The sequence below is a fragment of the Pseudarthrobacter sp. HLT1-3 genome, from assembly GCF_059383535.1.
This window is the reverse complement of sequence record NZ_JBWZCJ010000038.1, coordinates 1-22,669: the sequence shown is the minus strand read 5'-3', so window position 1 is coordinate 22,669 and position 22,669 is coordinate 1. Positions and strand designations below refer to the sequence as shown.

Sequence of the window (22,669 nt, the reverse complement as noted above, 5' to 3'; positions counted from 1 at the left end):
ACCGGTACCACCGCAGGCCCACCGTCCCGGGCGCCCCCAGCCACGCCGGCATCAACTACAAAGAAACCAACCAGCTGTCACCAACAGCTTGATATATACCGACTTCCCGGCGAACCAGAAGTTTCCCGCGAACTCGAGAAACGTAGGCTCAAGGTCCGGCCGCGCGGGGTTCGGACACCCGGCCCATAAAGAGCGGCAGCCCGGTCTCGACGTGGACGATTTCATAATGGAAGGGCCGGTCGAAGCGGACCACGTTCGTCGCCGCCACACCACTGACGGCCCGCGCGTTGATCTGGGTGACCGCGGCGGCAATCGTGCCCTTCTCCGCCACCGTGATGTTGGCGGACTGTCCGGCCTGTTGGAGCTTGAGGCCGCGCTGGATTGAGTCGAAGCCCGACCCTGTTTGCAGCATTTCCTGCAGCCCCAGGGACGCGAAGACCCTGCGCAGATCAAAATTGCTCTTCTGGTCCCACTTCGGCAGGAACAGCTGCGTGGGCGCCGGGGCGGCGGATTCGAGGGCAAGTGCGGCGGCGGCGACGTCCTGCGCTCCCGGCCCGGACGTTCCCGAATCCGGCAGCACGAGCCGCATCACAAAACCGTCGGCATAGGGCAGGTCGACCGCTTGCCAGCCTGCACCGCTGGCAAAGGCAAGATCCTGGACGCCCGACATGGTGGGAACGGAGACCTGCCGGCCGTCCGCCGTCGTGAACGGCAACTCGGCGGTGTCCACCGGGTCGAAGGGGACGTTCCAGGCGGCGGCGAAGTACACCGCGTTGAGCACGCTGAAGGTGTTTCTGCGGTCGTACTGGGCCGGCGCTTTCTTGATCCGTCCACCGGTGTTCTTGTTGACCCAGGCGTCGATCGCCGGGCTGGTGGCGGCCTCGTCCTGGAAGTCCACCGGGTACACACCGGTTCCATAATTCCGGGCAAGGGACTGCAGATAGGCGGCTCCGGTGGGCACGCCCTTGTCCACGAACAGTCCGTTGGCGCAGTGCAGGACCGGCTGGCGCGGGGGATTCTTTTCGTCCACCGAGCCGGGGTCGCCGTCGAAGGCTTCCAGCGAGGCCTGCAGCGCATTGAAGGCTTCGTCACGGTGCTCCGCGGGGAGGCCCAGAACGCTGTCCATCTCGGCAGCCGTTCCCCCCGATGCTCCTGTCCGCAGCATGGCCAGGGCAATCAGCAGGCTACCGGGGGACGAAACCACATTTCCGCCGCCCGCATCCCCGCCATCGGCCAGAAGCGCGTCGCCCAGCTTCCGCGCCGACGCCCGGAGCTGAGCCAGCTCGGCCGGATAGGCGGACCTCTCCGCCGAAACGCGTTCGACGCCGTCGGCCGTCAGCAGCGCCGGCGGCGAGGCTGAGCAGGCCGTCATTGCCAGCGCCGCGGCGGCCGCCGCGGCACCGAGCCGCGCCAACACCTTCTGTTTCATCGCGCCCCCAAGGCCCGCATGCGGTAACAGTGGAACGGCAGGAATCCGCCTACGGCCAGTCAACCAGCGAGTGGGGAAGAACGCGACCACGTCTCGGTCACGATTTGCCCCCCATTTGTGGAGCACCGGGCCGCGCAGCCACCTCCGTCAGCTCCGACGTCGATGTCGACCGTCCCCACGTCGCCGGAAAACGTCCAGGGCGCCGGAAGTTACGGCGACCCAGGGGGTTTCCGGCGAACTCGAAGGTCCTCAGCGCCGCGGGATGTTGCGGAGGTTGCTGCGGGCCATGCTGACAGCCTCGCCGGCGCCCCGGTTGAGGACCACCTTGGACATGGCGGTGGCGAACCCGATGATCTGGGCGCCCTTGATCTTCGGGGGAAGCGAGAGCGCCTGGGGGTCGGTGATCAGCTCCACCAGCGAGGGCCCGGGATGGGCGAAGGCTTCCCGGTAGGCGGCCTCGATCCGGGTCGGGTCCGTGACTCGAACGGAGTGGAATCCCAGCGACCTGGCCACCGCGGCATAGTTGGCGTCCGGGACGTCGACGCCGAAGTCCTGGAGCCCGTCCACCAGCATCTCCAGCTTGACCATGCCCAGGGTGGAGTTGTTGAACACCACCACGTTGACCGGAAGCCGGTGCGCGGCGAGGGTGATCAGCTCCCCCAGCAGCATCGACAGGCCGCCGTCGCCCGATACCGAAACCACCTGGCGCCCGGGGTAGGCGAGCTGGGCGCCGATCGCATGCGGAAGCGCGTTGGCCATGGAGCCGTGCAGGTACGAGCCGATCAGGCGGCGGGTACCCAGCGGGTTGATGTACCGGGCGGTCCAGACGTTGCACATGCCGGTATCGGCGGTGAAGATCGCGTCTCGCGCCGCAACCTGGTCCAGCACCGATGCCGCGTATTCCGGGTGGATCGGTTCCTTGGTTTCCACTTTGCGGGTGTAGGCGCCGACCGCTTTGTTCATCAGCCGGTCATGCTTCTTCAGCATCGCGTTGAGGAAGCGGCGGTTCTTCTTTGGCTGCAGCAAGGGCATGAGCGCTGCAAGGGTCGGCAGCACGTCGCCGTGGACCGCGACGTCGACGTCGGTCCGCCGGCCCAGGTTTTGGGCCGCCCGGTCCACCTGCGCCGTGCGGGTTCCGGGGAGGAACTGGTCATAGGGGAAGTCGGTGCCGAGCAGGATCAGCAGATCCGCGTCCTCGATCCCCTCGGCCGCGGCGCCGTAGCCGAGCAGCCCGGTCATGCCGATGTCGTACGGGTTGTCGTACTGCATGAAGTCTTTGCCGCGCAGCGAATGCCCGATCGGCGCGTTGACGGCTTCCGCCAGGGCAATGACCTCGTCGTGGGCGCCCTGGACGCCGGCTCCGGCAAAGATCGCCACCTTTTCGGCGGCGTTGATGGCGTCGGCCAGTTCCTGCACGCTGGCCGGATCCGGCGTCAGCGCCGCCGGCCGGAAAGCGGCAGGGGCCGGGGTGGGAGCTGTAGCCTCCAGCCCGGCAATGTCCCCGGGAAGGGTGACGACGGCGACGCCGCGGAGCGCGACGGCGTGCTGGATGGCACTGTGCATGACCCGGGGGGCCTGCTCGGCGGTGCTGATCAGCTCGGAATACACCGAGCACTCGTTGAACAGCCGGTCCGGATGCGTCTCCTGGAAGAAACTGCTGCCGATCTGCTTGCTCGGGATGTGCGAGGCGATGGCCAGCACGGGGGCGCCGGAGCGGTTGGCGTCGTACAGGCCGTTGATCAGGTGCAGGTTTCCCGGTCCGCAGGAGCCGGCGCAGACCGCTAGCCGGCCGGTCAGTTGTGCCTCCGCGGCAGCCGCGAACGCGGCGGCCTCCTCGTGCCGGACATGGATCCAGTCGATCCCGCCCTTGACGGCACCGCCCGTCTTCCGGACGGCGTCGACCAGCGGGTTGAGGCTGTCCCCGACGATGCCGTAGATGCGCTGCACGCCGGCGGCTTGAAGTTGTTCGATGAGCTGGGTTGCAAGTTCCTTGGCCATGGCTGGGCACTCCCGCAGTCGAATCCGTTAGCTGACACGGCCAATATAGTCCGTCCGCCCGGGCAGAACCCGAGGGAGCGTCCCGGCAAAACCCACCAAACCTGAGGGAGCGTCCCGGCAAAACCCACCAAACCTGAGGGAGCGTCCCGGCAAAACCCACCAAACCTGAGGGAGCGTCCCGGCAAAATCCACCAAACCTGAGGGAGCGTCCCGGCAAAATCCACCAAACCTGAGGGAGCGTCCCGGCAATACGCGCAAAAGCTGCGGGAGCGTCCCGCGTCATCTGCCCGAATGGGCCTGCAGGAACGAGTAGACCTCGGTCTCGTCCACGCCGGGAAAGGCGCCCGGCGGCATAGCCGCGAGCAGGTGCGAATGCGCCCGCGCCGAGGGCCAGGCGTTCCCCGCCCATTCCGAGGTCAGGGCCGCCGGCGGACGGCGGCAGCAGCTCTCGTCGGGGCAGGTCGACTTGGACCGTTCGGTGGTGTCACGGCCGCGGAACCATTTCACCTGCGCGTAGGGAACCCCCACGGACAAGGAAAATTCGCCGTTGGCGGAGCGCTCCGTCCGGGCCGTGCACCAGTACGTCCCCGCCGGAGTGTCGGTGTACTGGTTGTACGCGGAGAACTTGTCCGGTACGTCGAAGACCACCCGGGAAGTCCAGTTCTTGCAGGACGGCTGGCCCTCGATGGCGCCGGTGTGGTCCTGCGGGAACGTCACGCCGTCGTTCTCGTAGGCCTTGTAGATGATGCCGCTCTTGTGGGTCTTCTGAAAGTGCGTCCGCAGGTCCAGGTGCTGGGTGGCGAGGTTGGTGAAGCGGTGCGCGGCGGTCTCGTACGACACCGCGAAGGCATCCCGGATGTCCTCGACCGCGATTTCTCTGGCCTGCTTGGCCTTCTGCAGGAACTCCACGGTGGCCTGCTCCGGCAGCAGGAGCGCCGCGGCGAAGTAGTTGGTGGCCACGCGCTGCATCAGGAAGTCACCGTAATTCGTCGGGGTCTGGTGGCCCAGGACGTAGTGACCCAGCGCCTGCAACAGCACCGAGCGCGGGTCGTGGTCGCTGCGCGCGTTCTGCGTGAGATAAATTCGGCGGTTCTTAAGGTCGGTCACCGAGCGGGTGGAATGCGGCAGGTCGCCTACGTGGTGGAGGCTGAACCCGAGGTGCTCGGCGATGTCCGCGATGACGTGGTGGGACAGCGGGCCGCTGGTGTGCCCGACCGAGGCGAGGACCTTCTGCGCCTCCGCCTCATACTCCGGGAAGTAGTTGTTCCGTTCACGCATCATGGCGCGCAGTTTCCCGTTCGCGCGGCGGGCCTCTTCCGGCGTCGCGATCTGCTCGTTGAGACGGCGTTCCAGCTCGTGCTGCAAACCCACCATGGACTCTAGAACGTCCATCGGAAGCCGCGAGCTGATGCGGATCTTGGGCAGGTGCAGGGACTCGTAGATGGGGCTGCGCTGGTAGCGCTCCAGCTCGATCTCCAGGGCTGCCCGGCGGTTGGGGGGCTCCGCGCCCAGCAGCTCGTCGATGCTGACGCCGAGCGCCGCGGCGAGCTGCTGCAGCAGGCCGAGTTTGGGCTCGCGCTTGCCGTTCTCGATCAGGCTCAGCTGGCTCGGGGCCGTTCCCACCGTGGCGCTCAGGTCATCGAGTGTGAGCCCGGCGGCCTTGCGGAGGTGGCGGACGCGGCGGCCCATGCTGATCACGTCCACCTCCGGGATGGCGGGGGCGGCGGCGGATGCGGTTCGATTCCAGCTGGCAGGGTGCATTTCTTGAGAATACGCGAAGAAGTGCATTTCTTTCCACTCTTTTGGTCTAGAAAGCTGTTTGAAAGTACAGAAAAGTAGGTCTTACGGAAAAGTTACACAGCTCCGGACCAGCCAGACCCACTGCGAAGTAGCAGCGGCACCGGCCCCGGACCCCCACCAAGGAGACAAAGATGACTGCAGCATTTGAGCCCACCCAGCAGACGCCCGAAGAGCAGGCCGCCGCCCTGGAGCTCGAGTGGGCCGGCAACCCGCGCTGGGAAGGTGTCACTCGGGATTACAAGGCCTCTGACGTCGTCCGCCTCCGCGGCCGTGTCTCCGAGGAACACACCCTGGCCCGCCGCGGCTCGGAGAAGCTGTGGCAGCAGCTCACCACGGAGCACAAGGCAGGCAAGTACACCAACGCCCTCGGCGCGCTGACCGGCAACCAGGCCGTGCAGCAGGTCAAGGCCGGCCTGCGTGCCATCTACCTTTCGGGCTGGCAGGTTGCCGCCGATGCCAACAACTCCGGCCACACCTACCCGGACCAGTCGCTCTACCCGGCCAACTCGGTGCCCACCGTGGTCCGCCGCATCAACAACGCCCTGCTCCGCGCAGACCAGATTGAGTTCTCCGAAGGCGTCCAGACCGTCGAGGACTGGATGGTCCCGATCGTCGCCGACGCAGAGGCCGGCTTCGGCGGCCCGCTGAACGCCTACGAGCTGATGAAGTCCATGATCCAGGCCGGCGCCTCGGGCGTGCACTGGGAAGACCAGCTTGCCTCGGAGAAGAAGTGCGGCCACCTCGGCGGCAAGGTCCTGATCCCCACCCAGCAGCACGTCCGCACCCTGAACGCCGCCCGCCTGGCAGCCGACGTCGCGGGCACCCCGTCCGTCATCATCGCCCGCACCGATGCCGAGGCCGCCACCCTGATCACCTCCGACGTCGACGAGCGCGACCAGGAATTCGTTACCGGCGAGCGCACCCCGGAGGGCTTCTACAAGGTCCGCAACGGGATCGAACCCTGCATCGCCCGGGCCAAGGCCTACGCCCCGTACTCCGACCTCATCTGGATGGAAACGGGCACCCCCGACCTGGAGCTGGCCCGCAAGTTCGCCGAAGCCGTCAAGGCCGATTTCCCGGACCAGATGCTCTCCTACAACTGCTCGCCGTCGTTCAACTGGAAGAAGCACCTCGACGACGCAACGATCGCAAAGTTCCAGCGCGAACTCGGCGCCATGGGCTTCACCTTCCAGTTCATCACCCTGGCCGGCTTCCACGCCCTGAACTACTCGATGTTCGACCTTGCCCACGGCTACGCCCGTGAAGGCATGAGCGCATACGTCGAGCTGCAGGAAAAGGAATTCGCCTCCGAATCCCGCGGCTACACCGCGACCAAGCACCAGCGCGAAGTCGGCACCGGCTACTTCGACGACATCGCAACTGCGCTCAACCCGAACGCATCCACCCTGGCTCTGGTGGGATCCACCGAAGAAGGCCAGTTCCACTAACCCCAGCATTTCCCGCCCGTTGCTCTATCACTTTTGGTCCTCATCGGCCTCCTTTGGAGACCGAAAGTGATAGGGCAACAGCGGACTTTCAAGGAGCAACTCCCATGAACAGCTTCACTGACGACTACACCATCAACGGTGTGACCCTGACCGCACAGCCCATCTGCCGGCAGAGCGAGGTCCTGACGCCGGACGCGCTGGCGTTCGTTGCCAAGCTGCACAAGGCCACTGCGGGACGGCGGCTGGAGCTGCTGCAGGCCCGGCGGGACCGCCGCCAGCAGATCGGCAAGGGCCAGGACCCGCGGTTCCTCCGCGAGACCGAGTCCGTCCGGAACGACCCCAACTGGCGTGTCGCTCCCCCGGCCCCGGGCCTGGAGGACCGCCGCGTCGAGATCACCGGTCCGGTCGACAAAAAGATGACCATCAACGCGATGAACTCCGGCGCCAAGGTCTGGCTCGCGGACATGGAAGACTCCTCCACCCCGACATGGCGCAATGTCATCCAGGGCCAGCTCAACCTCACGGACGCGTTGGAGCGCCGCATCGACTTCACCTCCCCCGAGGGCAAGGAGTACAAGCTCCGCCCCGCCGGGGAGCTGCCCACGATCGTGGTCCGGCCCCGCGGCTGGCACCTGCCGGAAAAGCACATGCTCATTGATGGCGCGCCGATCGCCGGCGGCATCGTGGACTTCGGCCTGTACTTCTTCCACAACGCCCGCCGCCTGATCGCCCAGGGCAAGGGCCCGTACTTCTACCTGCCGAAGATCGAGAACCACCTCGAAGCCCGCCTGTGGAACGACATCTTTGTCCTCGCCCAGGACCTGCTCGGCATCCCGCAGGGCACCATCCGCGCCACGGTGCTGATCGAAACCATCACGGCCGCGTTCGAAATGGAGGAGATCCTCTACGAACTGCGGGACCACGCCGCGGGCCTGAACGCCGGCCGCTGGGACTACATCTTCTCGCTGATCAAGAACTTCCGCACCCGCGGCCCGCGCTTCGTCCTGCCGGACCGGAGCCAGGTCACCATGACGCAGCCCTTTATGCGGGCCTACACCGAACAACTGGTCCGGGCCTGCCACAAGCGCGGCGCCATGGCCATCGGCGGGATGGCCGCGGCCGTCCCCAACCGCAAGGACGCGGAAGCCAACACGATCGCCATCGAGAAGGTCCGCGCCGACAAGACCCGCGAGGCCGGCGACGGTTTCGACGGTTCCTGGGTGGCGCACCCGGATCTTGTTCCGGTCTGCCGCGAGGTTTTCGACGGCGCCCTTGGGGACCGCCAGAACCAGCTGGACCGCCTCCGCGAGGACGTCACCCCGGATGACCGCGCACTGCTCGATATCGCCTCCACCACCGGCACCATCACCGAAAAGGGCATCCGGAACAACATCGAGGTCGGCATCCGCTACATCGAATCCTGGCTCCGCGGCAACGGCGCCGTCGCCATCCACAACCTGATGGAGGACGCCGCCACCGCGGAAATCTCCCGCTCGCAGCTGTGGCAGTGGATCTTCTCCCGCGCCATCACCGACCAGGGCGACGTCATCACCCGCGAATGGGTCGAGGACATGCTGGATGAAGAGTTCGCCCGGCTCGAACGCTTCGAAGGCGACCGCTTCGCCGATGCGCGGGACCTCTTCGAGGAAGTGACCCTCACCGCCGCGTACCCGGCCTTCCTGACGCTTCCGGCCTACGACCGGTTCCTGCATGAAGCGCGCGACGGCGCCGATGTCGCCACCGAGGACCCCACCCTCGTTCCCGCCTAGGGCGAGGACAGGTCCGCCAAAGTAGGTGCAGATTTCCGTCTGCTGGGCCGCCATGCCCTTCGCAACAGGCACCCCCGAGATCCGGGGCGGTGGCCCAGCAACGGAAGACCCCTAGACCCTCGACAACGGCGTCGGGGTGACAGTTAAGGCCCATGTTCCTCGTGAACATGGGCCTCAACTGTCACCTCGGCGATTCGGGCAGCGCGGCCGGGCTTCGCCGTCCGTTCAGTGCGGTTTGGGGACATGCCGAAGGGAGAGCGCCGTTCCGAGGATGAACATCGTCACTGAGCCGAGCACCATCAGCAGCGGCCCGGTCCACGAACCTGTGACGCCGTTCGCGTAGCCCAGGAGGGTCGGTGCGAGGGCGCCGAAGGCGTAGCCGGCGCCCTGCACGACGGCGGACATCCGGCCGGCCGAGGCTTGGTCCCGGGCCAGCCGGATGATCGCGATGAAGATCACGGTGATCCCGCCCCCCTGGGCGACGCCGCCGAACGACGACCACAGCCACCACAGCTCCGGCGCCAGCAGCAGGCCAACCGGAACCGTCAGCCACAACAGTCCCAGGGTGAGTCCGACCGTCGTCGTATTGGCAAAACGGGCCGCGAGCGGAACGCCCAGTCCGCCCACGATCGCGAGGATCTGGAACAGCGAGGACCCGGCGCCTGCCCCCGCCGCCGTCATCCCCAGTTCATCCGCGAGGATGCTGGGCAGCCAAGCGGTCACACCGTAGTAGGAGAATGCCTGCCCGGCGAAGCCCGCGGTCAGCCCGACCGTGATCCAGCGCGACGCCGGCTTGAGCGTGGCGTGGGCGGGATCCGGCGCGGGAACAGGGTCTGCGCGCAACGCCCGGCTCCTGAAGGCCAGCAGCCAGGCAACGAACGCTGCGACGGCGAAGACACCGCAGGCGGCCAGCCCCAGCCGCCACCCCAGCAGTTCGGCCAGCGGCGCCGTGACCATGGCGGTGACAAAGGAGCCGATATTCAGGGCTGCGGTGTAGATGCCCATGGCGGTGGCCTGGCTGGCCGGCGCGAAGTCGCGCCGGATGATCAGCGGTACGGCGATGTTTCCGATAGTGATGGCGATGCCGAGAATCACCGTGCCGAGCATGACCAGGGCACCGTCCCCAGCAGACCGCACAATGACGCCCAGCAGCACACCCAGGAGTGTGAGAGTGATGGCGACTTCCGCGCCGAGCTTGCGCCCGGTGAGCGACGCGAGTGGCGCGGCAACCGCGAAGCAGAGCACCGGGATACCGGTCAGCAGACCGAGTTCCACCGGCGAGAAGCCGAGATCTGCCTGCATCGGACCAACCACGGGCGCCACCGCCACGAACGGGCCGCGCATGTTCAGGGCGATGAGCCCGATCGCGGCCAGCAGGATCCAGCTGCCCGGCACCTTAGCGAGGACGTTGGCGCTCATTGGTCCCGCGGCTCGGCCGGCGGGCAGACATATGCTTTCATCAGTCCCATTGCTATCACGCGCCGAGTCTGGACCCTGGGATTGTGACACCGGCGCAACTTCACTTCACGAAGCGAACCGTCCCTGCTTCGCGGATTATGGTTCTGGCATGACGCATGTAATCCGAACGGCAGCTGCGGACGACGCCGGCGGGCTGGCCGCGCTGGCCGCCGTCACCTTTCCGCTGGCCTGCCCGCCCAGCACTTCACCGGCAGACATCGCCGCGCACCTCTCGAACACCCTCAGCGAGGCCAACTTCGCCAGCTACCTCGCCGATCCTGCGATCACCATTCTCGTGATCGACGCCGGCGGCGAACTCCGCGGTTACAGCCTGCTGGTTGCCCGACCGGCCCAGGACCCGGACGTGGCAGCGGTCCTGAGTGTGTTGCCTTCAACCGAACTCAGCAAATGCTACGTCCACCCGGACCACCACGGTCTGGGCGCTGCGGCCGAACTGATGCACGCCAGCATCGCCGCGGCCGCGACGGCCGGCGCCCGCGGGCTCTGGCTCGGCGTGAACGACCAGAACGCCCGCGCCATTCGCTTCTACGAAAAATCCGGTTTCCGCAAGGTCGGCACCAAGTCCTTCAAACTCGGCAGCACCGTGGAACACGACTTCGTGATGGAGCGCCCGCTCACACCGTGATCAAGCCGACATTCCGTCCGGGGAATGGTGCCGGTCCCCCCGGGGTTGTGGCGAGCATGAAGATTGAGATCTGGTCCGACGTGGCCTGCCCCTGGTGCTACATCGGCAAACGCCGCTTTGAAACTGCCCTCGCGGCCTTCCCGCACCGGGAATCCGTGGAAGTCCAGTGGCGCAGCTACCAGCTGGATCCGTCACTTCCGGCGCACTACGACGGCACCGAACTGGACTACTTGAGCACCCTCAAGGGCATGGCCCCGGCCCAGATCGCCGGCATGTTCGCGCACGTGGCCGAGCAAGCCAGGGCTGAGGGGCTCACCTACCGTTTCGACGACGTCGTGGTCGCCAACAGCTTCACCGCCCACCGGCTGATCCACCTCGCCGCCGCGCACGGGGAGCAGGACGCCGCCAAGGAACGCCTGCTCAGCGACCACTTCGAGCACGGCAAGGATATCGGCAACCGGGAGTACCTGACCTCGCTGGGGCTGGACCTGGGGATCGGTGCCGATGCGCTGGATGAACTGTTCACGACCGATAAATACGCCGACGACGTCCGGCTGGACTTCGAGGAAGGCCGTGCCCTTGGCATCACCGGCGTCCCGTTCTTCGTCATCGACCGTAAGTTCGGGCTCTCCGGCGCCCAGCCCGCGGAAACGTTTACCGCGGCCCTCGAGCAGGCCTGGCAGGAGAGCCGGCCGCTGGAGATGGTCAGCTCCGGAGCCGACGGATCCGCAGATGTCTGCGGTCCGGCCGGCTGCGCCGCCCCCTAGCTTCCGGCCGCTAGTCGCCGGCCCTGCCGCCGAGCCGCTCGTCCAGTGGTGGCCGCGGTTCCGTGATGAGCTTCAGGCCCGGTGGCAGGCCGTCAATACTGCCGTCCCTGCCGGCCGCGGTGATGGTTATCCGTGAGCGTCCCAGCAGGACGTTCTGCGCCCTGAAGTCGCCGAATTTCTCCGGCAGGATTGGTGCCAGATGGACCGCGTTCCGGGTGAAGTCGGGATCGAACCGTAGCAGGATGCGGGCCAGCTGGATGGGTGTCGCGGCGGCCCACGCCTGCGGCGAGCAGGCCGTGGGATAGGGCACCGGGCCGTGAAACTCAGACCGGTCGAAGCCGCAGAACAATTCCGGCAACTGGCCGTCGAAATGCCCGGCAGCGTCCAGGAGACCGCTGGCGATCCTGCTCGCTTCATCTACGAAGCCGTACCGCATCATGCCCGTAGCCACCAGGGCGGTGTCGTGCGGCCAAACGGACCCGTTGTGATAGCTGACCGGGTTGTAGGCGCCCATATCCGAGGCCAGCGTCCGAATCCCCCAGCCCGTGAACATCTCCGGCGACATAAGCCGTTCCACCACTGACGGGGCCTTCTCCTCGTCGACGATGCCGGTCCAGAGGCAGTGCCCCATGTTCGATGTGCAGGCGTCGACCGGGTTCTTGTCCTTGTCCAGCGCGATGGCAAAGTAGCCCTTGTCCGGCAGCCAGAATTTCTCGTTGAACGCCTTCTTCAGGGTGGCTGCCCGCCCGGCCCAGTGGTGCTCCGTCTTGGTATCCCCTGTTGTCCGGGCCAGCAGTGACCGCGCCACGTACGCGGAATACACGTAGGCCTGGACCTCGCACAGAGCCGTGGGCGGCTCGGCCATCCGCCCATCCGCGAAGTTGATTCCGTCCCAGGAGTCTTTCCAGCCCTGGTTGAGGAGCCCGTGGTCGTTGGGGCGCAGGTACTCCACGAAGCCGTCGCCGTCGCGGTCGCCGTATTTTTCAATCCACTCCAGGGCGCGGTCGGCATTCGGAATCAGCGATTCGATGATCTCACCCGACAGACCCCAGCGGCTGAGCTCTCCCAACAGGCTGACAAACAGCGGTGTGGCGTCCGCTGTGCCGTAATAGGCAGTCCCGCCCAAGGACAGGCCGGCAGTGACTCCGAGCCGTACTTCGTGCGGAATACGCCCAGGCTGTTCCTCCGAATCCGGGTCCACTTTGGTGCCCTGGATTTCCGCCAGGGTCTGGAGCGTACCGACAGCCAAAGAGGGATCAATCAGGAGAGCCATGTAGGAGGAGAGCAGGGAGTCCCGGCCGAACAGCGCCATGAACCACGGCGCGCCCGCGGCCACGGCCACACGATCCGGTTTCTCGGCGTCGAAGATCCGCAGCGAGCCCAGATCGTTTTGGCTCCGCTCCAGGGTTGCCTCGACGCCGTGGTCGGACACGGAGATGCGCGGGGCGTTTTCCTCCCACGCCAGGTGACGCTGCACGCCCATCCGTTGCCGGGGAACCCCCGCTTCGGAGAAGGGCTCCCTGGGAGGCACACCGTTTATGAGGGGAACGACAATGACGCTCGTGGACCAATTGCCCCGTGCCGGAATGGTCGCGTGGAAACGCAATCCGTCGCTGGTGGTTTCGGCCCCGGCCGCACGGATGGCGGAACCGCGCCGCTGCCCGTCGCGGACGGTTTCGAGAAACAGCCCGCCGTCCCGTACCGTCCGGCTTACGGCGGCGCCAGTGTATTTTCGGCCACCCTTAACGTCGAAAAGGTCCGCCTGATCGGCGTCCACCAGAATTTCGATGTCGCAATCGACTGTATCCGCGGAGTAATTGTGCAGGGTGATGTCGTCCCGGAGCCCGGGCCCGACGTGGCGTTCCTGCCTGACCACGAGCGGGCTGTCGAATCGGCCGCCGGGCCACGTGGCACGACCCACGAAGGTGGCCTCGAAGGCGTCGGGCCGCTGCGCCACCAGCGGCTCCCGGAGGGCGCCGTTTACTCGAAGGACCCACCGGGACACGATCCGTGTGTCCTGGTAGAACGCGCCGTTGGTCCCGCCCTCAGAACTGATGTCGCCGCTCACGGCAGAAATGCAGAAAGAGGACCCCTCCACCAGCGTTACGGCGTCGCCGCCAACGACGTCGGCTTCTGTGTCGGCATTCCATGCAGTCATGGCTGTGCTCCTTCCTCAGGGCCGCTGGGTGGAGATTTGACTCGAGTCCGGCGTCCGGATAGCTGATCCCCTATTCGATTCTGGTGCACGGCGGAAGCCTCAGGAACCCCCGGGCCACGACTCTTTTCCACGAGCTGTGCGTACAAATCCAGATGGTTCGCTACCATCCTCTCCGTGCTGAACAGCTTCATTGCCCGGTCCCTGCAGAGCGATCTGTCCAGCGCGGCGGCCAGCGGAAGGAGAATGTTCAGCTGTTCCGTCGGCCCCAGGTACCCCGTCTTGCCGTGGTCCACGATCTCGGGTGCGGAGCCGATCGGTGTGCCCACCACCGGGGTGCCCGCCGAAAGGGCTTCGATCATGACCAGCCCGAACGGCTCGGACCATTGGATGGGATTCAGGAACGCCATCGCTTCACCCATCAGGCGGTACTTGTCGGCGTCCCCCAGCTCCCCCAGGAATTCGGTGTTCGAGTCCAGGAGCGGCTTGATCACGGAGCGGAAGTACTCGAGCTCCTGCGGCTCGCGCATTTTGGCTGCAATGCGCAGCGGAATACCCGCGTTCCGTGCAATCTGGATGGCTTCACGCACGCCCTTGTCCGGGCTCATTCTGCCGACAAAACAGGCATAGCCGCCCTTACCGGAGCCGACCGGCACGGCAGCGACGTCCATGCCATGATGGATGACCCGGGTGACCGGGACATCGGGCACGTGGGAGGTCTGGTCACGTGAAATTCCAATGATGGCCGTGTTGGCCGCCATGGCTCGGTACAAATCAGCCGACGCCGGGGTCAGCCGGCCGTGAATGGTCGTCACCACCGGCACGCCGGGCGTCTTCCGGGCCAACAGCGGGCCCGCCAGTGTGTGGTCATGGATGACGTCCACGCCCCTCAGCCCGTCATAGGCCCGGATGACATGGCTGAGCTCGGACAGGGAACCCCCGAGGTGATCTGGTTCTGAGGGCCGCATATTGCGCACCGAGGGTACAGCACAGGTGCTGTCCGACGCTGCGGCCAACAACACCTGGTGCCCGGCGCCGATGAAACCCCGGGCGAGGGAGTCAATAATCCTTTCGATGCCCCCGTAACCAAGGGGTGGAATCGGAATCCACGGTGATGCAACAAGTCCGATCCGCATGCTCGTCTCCCGGATGATGCCAAGCCGAGTCCCGGACGTGTGGCGACTGAATTGTTCCAAAAGGCCTCTGCTAAACCTGTTGTTCCGACTATCGCCCCGCGACACGCCCTATGACAAGCCCTCACTGGCAAGAGCGTCGGCCGCCGCCGGAATTGTCACGTGGGGAACTGGAGATCTAGGCGTCGCAGCTGCAGCGCTGGTCCTGGGGCACATCAGCCAGGACCGAGTCGACGTGTTCGCCGCAACCGGCCCAGGTGATTTTTCCACAACGATTACAACGGACGGCAGCACACATTTGGACTCCAATTTCGGGGTGCCGCGGTTGCCGCACCTGATACTCACGATAATACCCCATAGGGTATATTGAAGTGGTCACCCACCGAAGGGGTCATGCCCGGGAGCCCTGAAGGATCACCATGAACACGCAGCAACGGCCGGAAGGCTTCACGCCAGAGCAGGACAGCAGGGCTGGGCACAGCACAGCTTCCGCCCAGCCCGGCCCGGAAAATCGCCGGCTCCAACATCGCGTCATCTCCGTCCTCGTCGGCGGCCAGATCCTCGGCGGCATCGGCATGGGGGCGACGCTCTCCCTGGGTTCCCTGTTGGCAGCCCAGCTCTCCGGATCCAACGCGTGGTCCGGCATGGCTGCCACGATGAGTACCCTCGGCGCAGCCTTCGCCGCCGTCCCCCTGGCCCGGCTGGCCCAGGCCCGCGGCCGGCGGATCTCACTGTCCACCGGCGCCCTGATTGCCGGGGCGGGCGCCGTCGTGGCAATCACCTCCGCCGCACTGGGTGTCTTTCCGTTGCTGCTGCTGGGCCTTATGCTCCTCGGCGCAGGCTCCGCGGTGAACCTGCAGGCACGTTTTGCTGCAACTGACCTATCCCGCCCCGGGTCCCGGGGCCGGGACCTCTCGATCGTGGTGTGGTCCACCACGATCGGCGCCGTCCTGGGTCCGAACCTGTTCGGTCCCGGCGAGACCGTCGGCGCCGCCCTTGGCCTGCCCCCGCTGACCGGCGCTTTCGCCTTTTCCGTGGCCGCCCAGCTTGCGGCCGCCGTCGTCTATGCGACGGGCCTCCGGCCAGACCCCCTCCTCACCGCAATGTCCTCGCGGGTGCCCGATCTGGAAGCACCCCAGCCCAAGAGCGGGCTGCGGATTCTGCGAGGCAACCCGGGGGCGCGGTTTGCGGTGGCCGCCGTCGCCCTCAGCCACACCACGATGGTGGGGCTTATGTCCATGACGCCGGTGCACCTGCGCGACCATGGGGCCAGTCTCACGGTGGTCGGCCTGACGATCAGCCTGCACATCGCCGGCATGTACGCGCTGTCGCCCGTTTTCGGCTGGATGGCGGACAAGGCCGGGCGGCTGCGCACCATCCTGCTGGGGCAGGCCATGCTGCTGGTTTCGCTGCTGCTGGCCGGCACCGCGCCGGATTCCGGCACTGCAGTGACCGCGAGCCTGATCCTGCTGGGGCTGGGCTGGTCCGCCTCCGTGGTGGCCGGTTCTGCCCTGGTGGCCGAGTCGGCCCATGTGCAGGACCGGCCGGCGATCCAGGGCGTTTCGGACCTGAGCATGAACGCGGCCGGGGCGACCGGCGGCGCGCTGGCCGGCCCGGTGCTTGCCGCCGTCGGGTATTCCGGGCTCGGCTTCCTCTCCACCGCACTGGTGGCCACCGTGATCATCTGGACCGCCCTGCAGCCACGACATGCCAGCCCAGACCAGGAAAGGCCATGACAGTTAACAGCAGGCCCGAGGACCGCAATTCCCCAGCCACGGCCCAGGCACCCGTGAGCCGCGCCCGCGTCCGGCAGATCCCGCAGGTTCTACGCGGCTGGTCCCGGTCACGCGTGGCCGCGACGCTCGTCGCGGCCGGCCTTGCCGCCGTTTTCCTGATGGTCGCCAACGGCATGATTGCCGGCGCCGGCACCGGCTGGACGGGCTACGCCCTGGTGGGTGCGGGGTCAATCCTGGCCGGATTCCTGGCAGGCAGTTACGTGGGCGCACCGATCGGCGCGGCGGCCACGCTGTGCGATCTGCGCTGGCCCGTCCTGGGTCTCTTCGGCGTGGTCTGGGCGAGTTCGACGCGGGAGGCTATTCCGTCCGTCCAGGTCGCCGTCGGCCTGCTGGCCCTTGCCCTCATGGCAGGGGCCCTGCATGGCCGCCTGGAACTGGAGCGCAGGGTCACGCTCGGCCGCGGCGGCTCCCCGGACTCCGACGTCGAAGTCTGCACCGATTGCCGCCCGTTGTTTCCGACCAAGCCGCGGGCGCGGGACGGAGCTCAAAGCGCTGCGGGCACCGGTCAGAGGCGGACGTAGGCCCAGCCGTCCCACTGACGTTCGGCAAGGTGGGCGATGGCCGCCGGAACTACTTCGACGCCGGGCAGCAGGCCGTCCGCCGGGACCCCCGCCGAACGCAGGCTGTTCCCGCAGGCCAGCACCCGGACGCCGCTGGCGACGGCGGCGGAGATGGCGTCCGCGGAACCCGAGCCCTCCGCCAGGAGGGCCACACCGGGTCCCTGGATGACAGCCTCGACGGGAACCTCCGGTCCGAGCGACGCAACAGCGTTCCGGCTGCTTCGCAGCACCCCGGCGAGGGCACCGTCCGGCAGAGGACCGGCCGAATGAGTCACGAGACCGCGCCGAGCTTGACCTGAGCGATTCTCCGGATGGGTCCCGCCGTATTCGGTGGCGCGATCGGCATGTATTTCAGCTGAAAATTCAGACATCCAATTCCCTTCGGAGCGGACGGACCCGCCCGCTTCTCGTTGACATACAACGGCACGCAATTCACGTAGCCTCGCACACTACTGAATGTCCCCCGGTAGGCGGCGGTGACGCCCCTGAACCCCAAGAGGCTGCAAGCAATCTTCGACAGCCCGTAGAATTACCCATGAGCGAGGAGGAAATATGACGGCACGCGGCCTGCGCCTTGTACGCGGCTGGATCGGCGCCGCCGTCGCGACCTCCACCGCCGCCGGTTCGCACTTCCTGGCCGGCGGCAACGCGCCGGAACTTCCGCTGCTCCTGCTCGCTCTGGCCCTGTCCGGGCTGGTCTGCACCGCCCTTACCGGCCGGGGCCTGTCCCTGTGGCGGCTCTCCGTCGGCGTGATCCTGAGCCAGGGGCTCTTCCACTGGCTGTTCAGCGGAGCAGCGGCTCCCCACGGGTCCATCGCTCCGACCGGCGGCCACCTGGCCCATTCCTCCGTGCTGGAACCTGCCACCGGCACGATCCTCTCCTCCGCGTCAGACCACACCTCGCCGCTGATGTGGTTGGGACACGCAGTTGCCGGCATCATGACCGTGGCCGTCCTGCGCCACGGCGAGGCCGCCGTCGTCCGGTTGGTACATGCCATGCGCCTGCGCGTAACGGCCTTCCTCCCGCTATTGCTGCCCTTGCCGGTGCGCCCGGCCCCCGCGGCCCTGCCGGCCAACCTGCCCGTCAGGCCACTGCGCAACCTCGGCGCGCCCATGCTGGTGATGCACCACCGCGGGCCTCCAAGGCTTCCGCTCGTGTCCTAGGCGCTTGCGCCTTTCACCCGATAAGCCCCGAAACGCTGCCAAGACAGCGCCGGGGCGGGAAGCAGCCATGACAAGAAAACCCTTGAAAACATGGCGGAATCCTGGCTTGGGAGCAACACTCCTCGCCGCCCTGCTGCTCTGCATAGGCGCCAGCCTGCCAGCAGCCCCGGCGGCGTACGCCCACGATCAGCTGATTTCGTCCAGCCCGGCGCCCGATGAGCGCCTGGACCACACACCTGCCAGCATCACCCTGAACTTTGGTTCGCCCCTGCTGACGCTGGGCCACGAGGTCCGCGTCGTTGATGACAACGCCAGGAACTGGGTAAGCGGCGCCGCGGTACTCAGCCGGGAAGCGCTGACCCAGGCCCTTCCGGAGCTTCCCGACGGCGGCTACCAGGTCAGCTGGCGGGTGGTCTCCGCAGACGGCCACCCGATCAGTGGCGGCTACCGGTTCCACGTCGGCAAACCCGCCGCCGCTGCACCGACAGCCCCCGCCAGCCCCGCTGCCAGCGTTGACACAGGCGCGGCTGCCACCGGCACCAATGCCAGTACGGAGGTGCCCGGCTGGCTGGCTCCCGCCGGAATCGCCGCGGCCGCAGGCCTCGGCATCTATCTGGCCTTTGCAGGCCTGCGGCGCGTCAAGCGCGCCATCCAATCCCCCAGCGAATAACACTTTCCGGGCCGGCCCGCTGCGGCCGCCTGCGACGATTCAGGAGTACCACCATGTCCAAGAAGCTCGCCTACCCCGCCCTTTCCGTTCTCGCCGCCGCGGCCCTGGCCCTCACCGGCTGCGCTCCCTCAGCCTCGACGCCGGCACCGTCCTCATCCGCCGCGGCCACCACCCTGGCCGGTGCAGCCGCCGCGCTGGCGGTCAGCCAGCCCTGGGTCAAGGCCGCCGGATCCGGCATGACCGGCGGATTCGGCGTCATCAAGAACACCTCCGACGCCGACATCACAATCACCGGCGCCTCGACCCCGGCGGCACGGATGGTCGAACTGCACGAAACGGTCCCGGGAGCCACCGGCGCCTTGCAGATGCAGGCCAAAGAGGGAGGCTTTGTCATCCCGGCCGGCGGCGAACTGTCCTTGGAGCCGGGCGATAACCACCTCATGCTGATGGGTCTCACCGCGCCCATCACTGCCGGCACCGACGTCACGTTCACGCTGGCGCTGGCGGGTGGCGGCACCTTCGAATTCACCGCCGTGGCGAAGGACTTCAGCGGCGCCAACGAGAACTATATCGAGGAAGGTGGCGCCGGCATGCCGCATGGCCAGCCGTCCGGGGCCGCCGGCAGCGCCACCAGTTCCGCACCGTCACCCGCTTCGAAGTGATGGCCGGGGAGCAGGAGCCCGCGGGCGTGTCCGCCGGCAGCGGCGAGCCCGGTGCCCCGAGGAAACTGCCACGGCGCGGACTGCTCTTCGGCGGCGCTGCCGCAGGGCTGGGGGCGCTGGCAGCGGCCGGCGCCCACCTCGCCGGGGCGGGCAGCCAGCAGCCGGGGAACCCCGTACCGGCCGAAGCCACGGAACGTCTCCACGGCGGCGGGGTCGTTCCGTTTCACGGCGCCCGCCAGGCCGGTATCACGACAGCGGCGCAGGCCCACGGCGTCTTTGTCGCCCTGGACCTGCGGCCCGGGACGACGCGCGCCAAGGTCAAAGCGCTGCTGCGGCTGCTCAGCGACGACGCCGCGAACCTCTGCGCGGGAAAACCGGCGCTGGCCGACACCGAGGCCGAACTCGCCCAGGTGCCGGCACGGCTGACTGTCACGTTCGGCGTCGGACCCGGGCTGGTTGCCGCAGTGGACCCCGCACGGGCACCAGGCTGGCTGAAGCCCCTGCCGGCCTTCAGCATCGACCGGCTGCAGCCCGGGTTCTCCGACGGCGATCTGCTGCTGCAGATCTGCGCGGATGACCCGTTGACCGTGGCGCATGCCCAACGGATGCTCCTGAAGGACAGCCGGAGCTTTGCGACCGTCCGCTGGGTGCAGACCGGCTTCCGGCGTTCCTCCGGCAGCGAGAAGGCCGGGACCACCATGCGGAACCTCTTCGGCCAAGTGGATGGGACCTCGAACCCGGCGCCGGACAGCACCGAGCACGAACGCGTGGTCTGGGGCGGGGGGGCCATTCCTGCGTGGACGGAGAACGGCACGTCGGTCGTCATCCGCCGGATCGCGATGAACCTGGACAAGTGGGACGAGGTGGCCCGCGTGGGCCGGGAGGAATCCGTAGGCCGCCGGCTGTCCAACGGGGCACCGCTGACCGGGACGCACGAGCACGACGAACCCGACCTGGCTGCTGTGTCCAAGCTCGGGTTCCCGGTGATCTCGGACGTCTCGCACCTGCGCCGGGCCCGGCCCGAGGACAGTTCGCAGCGGATTTTCCGGCGGGCGTACAACTACGATGCTGCTCCCGGCGCCGGAGGGGTCTCGGACTCGGGACTGATCTTCGTGTCCTACCAGGCCGACGTCGACAGGCAGTTCACACCGATCCAGCGCCGGCTCGATGAAATGGACATGCTCAACCAGTGGACGACGCCGGTGGGCTCGGCCGTGTTTGCCATCCCGCCGGGCTGCCGGGAGGGCGGTTTCGTCGGCGAAGGCCTGTACGCCTGACCCAAGGGCCTGACCCCACCGCCTGATCCATGCGACGCAGTCACTTCGCGCCTATCCGACCGCCCCGACGGGCGCGAAGTGACTGCGTTGGGGTGCCGGGTCATTGAAGGCGTGGGCAAGGTCGCCGGGTTCGCCCGGCGCTTCCCCTGCCGTGCGGACGTTCCGGGCGCCGGCGCCGAATGAACGCACCGCCTCTGTCATGTCAGGCGAGGGAAAGGAAGAGCTTCTCCAGGTCTTTCCTGTCCATGGTGGTGCCTTTGCGGAGGATGCACTGCTCCAAGCCGCTGGCGATTATGGCGAAGCCTGCGCGGTCCAGGGCCTTCGAAACGGCGGCTAGCTGCGTGACGATGTCCGCGCATTCCCTGCCCTCCTCCAGCATGCGGGTGACTGCGGCAAGCTGGCCCTGGGCACGCTTGAGGCGGTTGACAACAGGGGCCAGTTCAGTCGAATCGAGTTCCATGACGTCTCCGTAGGCGGGGTTTCTTATTCCCTACAATATACCCCCGGGGGTGTTTTGCATACCCGCTGGGGTATCTGCAATAGTGGAGTAGCCAAGACAAATCGCATCCGCCGAACTGCATCACACCCCTCGAACATCCAGCCCAACTATTCGAAGGAGAACCCAATGGCTGAAATCACAATCACAGAAGCCGACCAGCTCCGTTCCACCGCCAGGATCCTTGACGTGCGTGAGGACTTCGAAGTCGCCGAAGGCATGATCCCGGGAGCCCTGCACATCCCCATGGGACAGTTGCAGGCACGGCTGTCCGAGCTGGACACCGCCGTCCCGGTGATCGCAGTATGCCGCAGCGGAAACCGCTCCGCCCGCGTCGCCGACGCACTGAACGGCGCGGGCTTCACGGCCGACACGATGGGCGGCGGCATGGTCGCTTGGACCCGGGCCGGCCTCCCCACCGTCTGACCCTCCCGTCGAGGGTCAGGATCATTCAACTGAAACAACTCCCGAAAGGACACGAACCTGGTTATGGCAACCATCGATATCACTGAACAGAACTTCGCTGAGACCCTGGAGAACAACAACATCGTCTTCGTTGACTTCTGGGCAGCCTGGTGCGGCCCCTGCCGCATGTTCGCCCCCACCTACGGCGCGGCAGCCGAACGGCACCCGGACATCATCTTTGCCAAGGTGGATACCGAAGCCGAACAGGCCCTCGCCGCGGCTGCCGGCATTACCTCCATCCCCACTCTCATGGCCTTCAAGGACAAGACCCTGGTCTTTTCTCAGCCCGGAGCCCTCAACGCCGCCGGACTCGAAGAGGTGATCCAGGGCGTAAAGAACCTTGACCTGGCCAAGCTCCGGGATGACGCCGCGCAACGGCAGGCCTGACACCAGGCTAGGCCCTGACCCGGTTGGCACCATCACGGCCGATGACCTCGCCACTGCCTGGCCCCGTGCCGCGGTCGTGGACGTCCGGAGTGCGGAGGAATTTGCCATCGCGTACATCCCGGGCAGCCTGAACGTCCCGCTGGATGAACTGCCCTTCCGCCTCTCGGACCTGCCCAACACAACGGTTCACTTGCTGTGCGGCTCGGGCAAACGCAGCAGCCAGGCAGCCCGATTCCTCAGCGAACGGGGATACAGCACGGTGAATGTTGCCGGCGGGATCACGGAGTGGTACCGCGGCGGCCACCCCGTGACCCATGCGCCGCCGTCAAAAGGCCTCACGACGCCAAGGCGGCGGCCGCTTGGGCCTCACCTTCTGGACCTGCTCCGCAGGCGGCCCGCCGGTAAATCCTGACCGGAAGACCCCTGCTTGCGGTATACCCCCAGGGGTATTATGGTTGATACCAGAGCACAACGAACACTCCACCCCCTCTTAACGAAGGAGAGCACATGCTTCTGGAACGCATTTACGACGAGGACCTCGCCCAGGCGAGCTATTTGATTGGCTGCCAGGCGAAAGGTGAGGCCGTGG

General features: G+C 66.9%; 22 protein-coding genes. 13 read left to right on the top strand and 9 right to left on the bottom strand.

Translation table 11 applies throughout. The annotated features are described in order from the left end of the window. Positions 1-148: 148 nt before the first annotated feature. The 3 genes from AC50X9_RS20210 to AC50X9_RS20200 form a co-directional block, all read right to left on the bottom strand. Positions 149-1,429, bottom strand: coding sequence for a serpin family protein (locus tag AC50X9_RS20210; protein ID WP_494896656.1), 1,281 nt, complete (start codon positions 1,427-1,429; stop codon positions 149-151). A 249-nt stretch (positions 1,430-1,678) separates the two neighbouring features. Next, the gene (locus AC50X9_RS20205; RefSeq protein WP_494896654.1) at positions 1,679-3,427 is read right to left on the bottom strand and encodes a pyruvate dehydrogenase; all 1,749 of its coding nucleotides are present in this window, start codon (positions 3,425-3,427) and stop codon (positions 1,679-1,681) included. Positions 3,428-3,706: 279 nt separating this feature from the next. Continuing rightward, a complete protein-coding gene (locus AC50X9_RS20200; protein ID WP_494896652.1) occupies positions 3,707-5,215 on the bottom strand; it encodes a helix-turn-helix domain-containing protein in 1,509 nt (502 codons plus the stop codon). Between the two features lie 143 nt (positions 5,216-5,358). Between AC50X9_RS20200 and aceA the strand changes: the two genes are divergently transcribed. Together aceA and aceB are read left to right on the top strand one after the other, a co-directional pair. After that, entirely contained in the window at positions 5,359-6,675 is a 1,317-nt protein-coding gene (gene aceA, locus AC50X9_RS20195) for an isocitrate lyase (protein WP_494896650.1), read from the top strand. A 104-nt stretch (positions 6,676-6,779) separates the two neighbouring features. After that, the gene (aceB, locus tag AC50X9_RS20190; protein WP_494896648.1) at positions 6,780-8,444 is read left to right on the top strand and encodes a malate synthase A; all 1,665 of its coding nucleotides are present in this window, start codon (positions 6,780-6,782) and stop codon (positions 8,442-8,444) included. A gap of 225 nt (positions 8,445-8,669) precedes the next feature. Here aceB and AC50X9_RS20185 read toward each other — a convergent pair whose 3' ends face one another. Beyond that, positions 8,670-9,863, bottom strand: a complete 1,194-nt coding sequence (locus AC50X9_RS20185; RefSeq protein WP_494896646.1) for an MFS transporter — start codon at positions 9,861-9,863, stop codon at positions 8,670-8,672. A 148-nt stretch (positions 9,864-10,011) separates the two neighbouring features. Between AC50X9_RS20185 and AC50X9_RS20180 the strand changes: the two genes are divergently transcribed. Both AC50X9_RS20180 and AC50X9_RS20175 read left to right on the top strand, forming a co-directional pair. Beyond that, the gene (locus tag AC50X9_RS20180; RefSeq protein WP_494896644.1) at positions 10,012-10,548 is read left to right on the top strand and encodes a GNAT family N-acetyltransferase; all 537 of its coding nucleotides are present in this window, start codon (positions 10,012-10,014) and stop codon (positions 10,546-10,548) included. A 56-nt stretch (positions 10,549-10,604) separates the two neighbouring features. Continuing rightward, a complete protein-coding gene (locus AC50X9_RS20175) occupies positions 10,605-11,315 on the top strand; it encodes a DsbA family oxidoreductase (protein WP_494896642.1) in 711 nt (236 codons plus the stop codon). 10 nt (positions 11,316-11,325) lie between these two features. Here the strand turns inward: AC50X9_RS20175 and AC50X9_RS20170 are convergent, their stop codons facing one another. The 3 genes from AC50X9_RS20170 to AC50X9_RS20160 all read right to left on the bottom strand — a co-directional run bounded on the left by AC50X9_RS20170 (position 11,326) and on the right by AC50X9_RS20160 (position 14,901). Continuing rightward, complete coding sequence (locus AC50X9_RS20170; protein ID WP_494896640.1) at positions 11,326-13,473, bottom strand: amylo-alpha-1,6-glucosidase; 2,148 nt, start codon at positions 13,471-13,473, stop codon at positions 11,326-11,328. Beyond that, entirely contained in the window at positions 13,470-14,606 is a 1,137-nt protein-coding gene (locus tag AC50X9_RS20165) for a glycosyltransferase family 4 protein (protein ID WP_494896639.1), read from the bottom strand. Before AC50X9_RS20165 ends, AC50X9_RS20170 begins: the two co-directional genes overlap by 4 nt. Before the next feature lie 175 nt (positions 14,607-14,781). After that, on the bottom strand, positions 14,782-14,901 hold the full coding sequence (locus AC50X9_RS20160; RefSeq protein ID WP_494896637.1) for a DUF8730 family Cys-rich protein: 120 nt from the start codon (positions 14,899-14,901) through the stop codon (positions 14,782-14,784). 121 nt (positions 14,902-15,022) lie between these two features. Here AC50X9_RS20160 and AC50X9_RS20155 point away from each other — a divergent pair, with 121 nt between their 5' ends. Beyond that, a complete protein-coding gene (locus AC50X9_RS20155) occupies positions 15,023-16,339 on the top strand; it encodes an MFS transporter (RefSeq protein ID WP_494896635.1) in 1,317 nt (438 codons plus the stop codon). Beyond that, positions 16,336-16,920, top strand: coding sequence for a hypothetical protein (locus AC50X9_RS20150; RefSeq protein WP_494896633.1), 585 nt, complete (start codon positions 16,336-16,338; stop codon positions 16,918-16,920). Before AC50X9_RS20155 ends, AC50X9_RS20150 begins: the two co-directional genes overlap by 4 nt. On the opposite strand, the gene AC50X9_RS20145 is transcribed toward AC50X9_RS20150, so the two are convergent. Then, positions 16,905-17,234, bottom strand: coding sequence for a DsrE family protein (locus AC50X9_RS20145; RefSeq protein WP_494896631.1), 330 nt, complete (start codon positions 17,232-17,234; stop codon positions 16,905-16,907). The genes AC50X9_RS20150 and AC50X9_RS20145 overlap by 16 nt on opposite strands. A gap of 277 nt (positions 17,235-17,511) precedes the next feature. On the opposite strand from AC50X9_RS20145, the gene AC50X9_RS20140 reads away from it, so the two are divergent. The 4 genes from AC50X9_RS20140 to AC50X9_RS20125 all read left to right on the top strand — a co-directional run bounded on the left by AC50X9_RS20140 (position 17,512) and on the right by AC50X9_RS20125 (position 20,732). Beyond that, positions 17,512-18,123 (top strand): hypothetical protein, encoded by a 612-nt coding sequence (locus AC50X9_RS20140; protein WP_494896629.1) that lies wholly within the window; start codon positions 17,512-17,514, stop codon positions 18,121-18,123. Positions 18,124-18,229: 106 nt separating this feature from the next. Further along, positions 18,230-18,793, top strand: coding sequence for a copper resistance CopC family protein (locus tag AC50X9_RS20135; protein ID WP_494896627.1), 564 nt, complete (start codon positions 18,230-18,232; stop codon positions 18,791-18,793). A 53-nt stretch (positions 18,794-18,846) separates the two neighbouring features. Then, on the top strand, positions 18,847-19,455 hold the full coding sequence (locus tag AC50X9_RS20130) for a copper chaperone PCu(A)C (RefSeq protein ID WP_494896625.1): 609 nt from the start codon (positions 18,847-18,849) through the stop codon (positions 19,453-19,455). A 26-nt stretch (positions 19,456-19,481) separates the two neighbouring features. Beyond that, the gene (locus tag AC50X9_RS20125; protein WP_494896623.1) at positions 19,482-20,732 is read left to right on the top strand and encodes a Dyp-type peroxidase; all 1,251 of its coding nucleotides are present in this window, start codon (positions 19,482-19,484) and stop codon (positions 20,730-20,732) included. A 202-nt stretch (positions 20,733-20,934) separates the two neighbouring features. Here AC50X9_RS20125 and AC50X9_RS20120 read toward each other — a convergent pair whose 3' ends face one another. Next, positions 20,935-21,192 carry a metal-sensitive transcriptional regulator gene (locus tag AC50X9_RS20120; RefSeq protein ID WP_494896622.1) on the bottom strand — a complete coding sequence of 86 codons (258 nt, stop codon included), beginning with the start codon at positions 21,190-21,192 and terminating at the stop codon, positions 20,935-20,937. 165 nt (positions 21,193-21,357) lie between these two features. On the opposite strand from AC50X9_RS20120, the gene AC50X9_RS20115 reads away from it, so the two are divergent. The 3 genes from AC50X9_RS20115 (at position 21,358) to AC50X9_RS20105 (ending at position 22,492) form a co-directional block, all read left to right on the top strand. After that, positions 21,358-21,654 carry a rhodanese-like domain-containing protein gene (locus tag AC50X9_RS20115; protein ID WP_494896620.1) on the top strand — a complete coding sequence of 99 codons (297 nt, stop codon included), beginning with the start codon at positions 21,358-21,360 and terminating at the stop codon, positions 21,652-21,654. Positions 21,655-21,717: 63 nt separating this feature from the next. Beyond that, the gene (gene trxA / locus AC50X9_RS20110) at positions 21,718-22,080 is read left to right on the top strand and encodes a thioredoxin (RefSeq protein ID WP_494896618.1); all 363 of its coding nucleotides are present in this window, start codon (positions 21,718-21,720) and stop codon (positions 22,078-22,080) included. Continuing rightward, positions 22,055-22,492: a rhodanese-like domain-containing protein gene (locus AC50X9_RS20105; RefSeq protein WP_494896616.1), complete on the top strand. Its 438-nt coding sequence runs from the start codon at positions 22,055-22,057 to the stop codon at positions 22,490-22,492. The genes trxA and AC50X9_RS20105 overlap by 26 nt, the downstream gene beginning before the upstream one ends. Positions 22,493-22,669: the final 177 nt, after the last annotated feature.

What these genes read in the sequence shown, in the direction of transcription:
- aceA (WP_494896650.1), top strand. Translation starts at nt 5,359, where the DNA reads ATGACTGCAGCATTTGAGCCCACCCAGCAGACGCCCGAAGAGCAGGCC.
- AC50X9_RS20160 (WP_494896637.1), bottom strand. Translation starts at nt 14,901, where the DNA reads ATGTGTGCTGCCGTCCGTTGTAATCGTTGTGGAAAAATCACCTGGGCC.
- AC50X9_RS20150 (WP_494896633.1), top strand. Translation starts at nt 16,336, where the DNA reads ATGACAGTTAACAGCAGGCCCGAGGACCGCAATTCCCCAGCCACGGCC.
- AC50X9_RS20180 (WP_494896644.1), top strand. Translation starts at nt 10,012, where the DNA reads ATGACGCATGTAATCCGAACGGCAGCTGCGGACGACGCCGGCGGGCTG.
- AC50X9_RS20205 (WP_494896654.1), bottom strand. Translation starts at nt 3,427, where the DNA reads ATGGCCAAGGAACTTGCAACCCAGCTCATCGAACAACTTCAAGCCGCC.
- AC50X9_RS20140 (WP_494896629.1), top strand. Translation starts at nt 17,512, where the DNA reads ATGACGGCACGCGGCCTGCGCCTTGTACGCGGCTGGATCGGCGCCGCC.
- AC50X9_RS20210 (WP_494896656.1), bottom strand. Translation starts at nt 1,429, where the DNA reads ATGAAACAGAAGGTGTTGGCGCGGCTCGGTGCCGCGGCGGCCGCCGCG.
- AC50X9_RS20185 (WP_494896646.1), bottom strand. Translation starts at nt 9,863, where the DNA reads ATGAGCGCCAACGTCCTCGCTAAGGTGCCGGGCAGCTGGATCCTGCTG.
- AC50X9_RS20120 (WP_494896622.1), bottom strand. Translation starts at nt 21,192, where the DNA reads ATGGAACTCGATTCGACTGAACTGGCCCCTGTTGTCAACCGCCTCAAG.
- AC50X9_RS20175 (WP_494896642.1), top strand. Translation starts at nt 10,605, where the DNA reads ATGAAGATTGAGATCTGGTCCGACGTGGCCTGCCCCTGGTGCTACATC.
- aceB (WP_494896648.1), top strand. Translation starts at nt 6,780, where the DNA reads ATGAACAGCTTCACTGACGACTACACCATCAACGGTGTGACCCTGACC.
- AC50X9_RS20130 (WP_494896625.1), top strand. Translation starts at nt 18,847, where the DNA reads ATGTCCAAGAAGCTCGCCTACCCCGCCCTTTCCGTTCTCGCCGCCGCG.
- AC50X9_RS20165 (WP_494896639.1), bottom strand. Translation starts at nt 14,606, where the DNA reads ATGCGGATCGGACTTGTTGCATCACCGTGGATTCCGATTCCACCCCTT.
- trxA (WP_494896618.1), top strand. Translation starts at nt 21,718, where the DNA reads ATGGCAACCATCGATATCACTGAACAGAACTTCGCTGAGACCCTGGAG.
- AC50X9_RS20115 (WP_494896620.1), top strand. Translation starts at nt 21,358, where the DNA reads ATGGCTGAAATCACAATCACAGAAGCCGACCAGCTCCGTTCCACCGCC.
- AC50X9_RS20155 (WP_494896635.1), top strand. Translation starts at nt 15,023, where the DNA reads ATGAACACGCAGCAACGGCCGGAAGGCTTCACGCCAGAGCAGGACAGC.
- AC50X9_RS20200 (WP_494896652.1), bottom strand. Translation starts at nt 5,215, where the DNA reads ATGCACTTCTTCGCGTATTCTCAAGAAATGCACCCTGCCAGCTGGAAT.
- AC50X9_RS20170 (WP_494896640.1), bottom strand. Translation starts at nt 13,473, where the DNA reads ATGACTGCATGGAATGCCGACACAGAAGCCGACGTCGTTGGCGGCGAC.
- AC50X9_RS20105 (WP_494896616.1), top strand. Translation starts at nt 22,055, where the DNA reads ATGACGCCGCGCAACGGCAGGCCTGACACCAGGCTAGGCCCTGACCCG.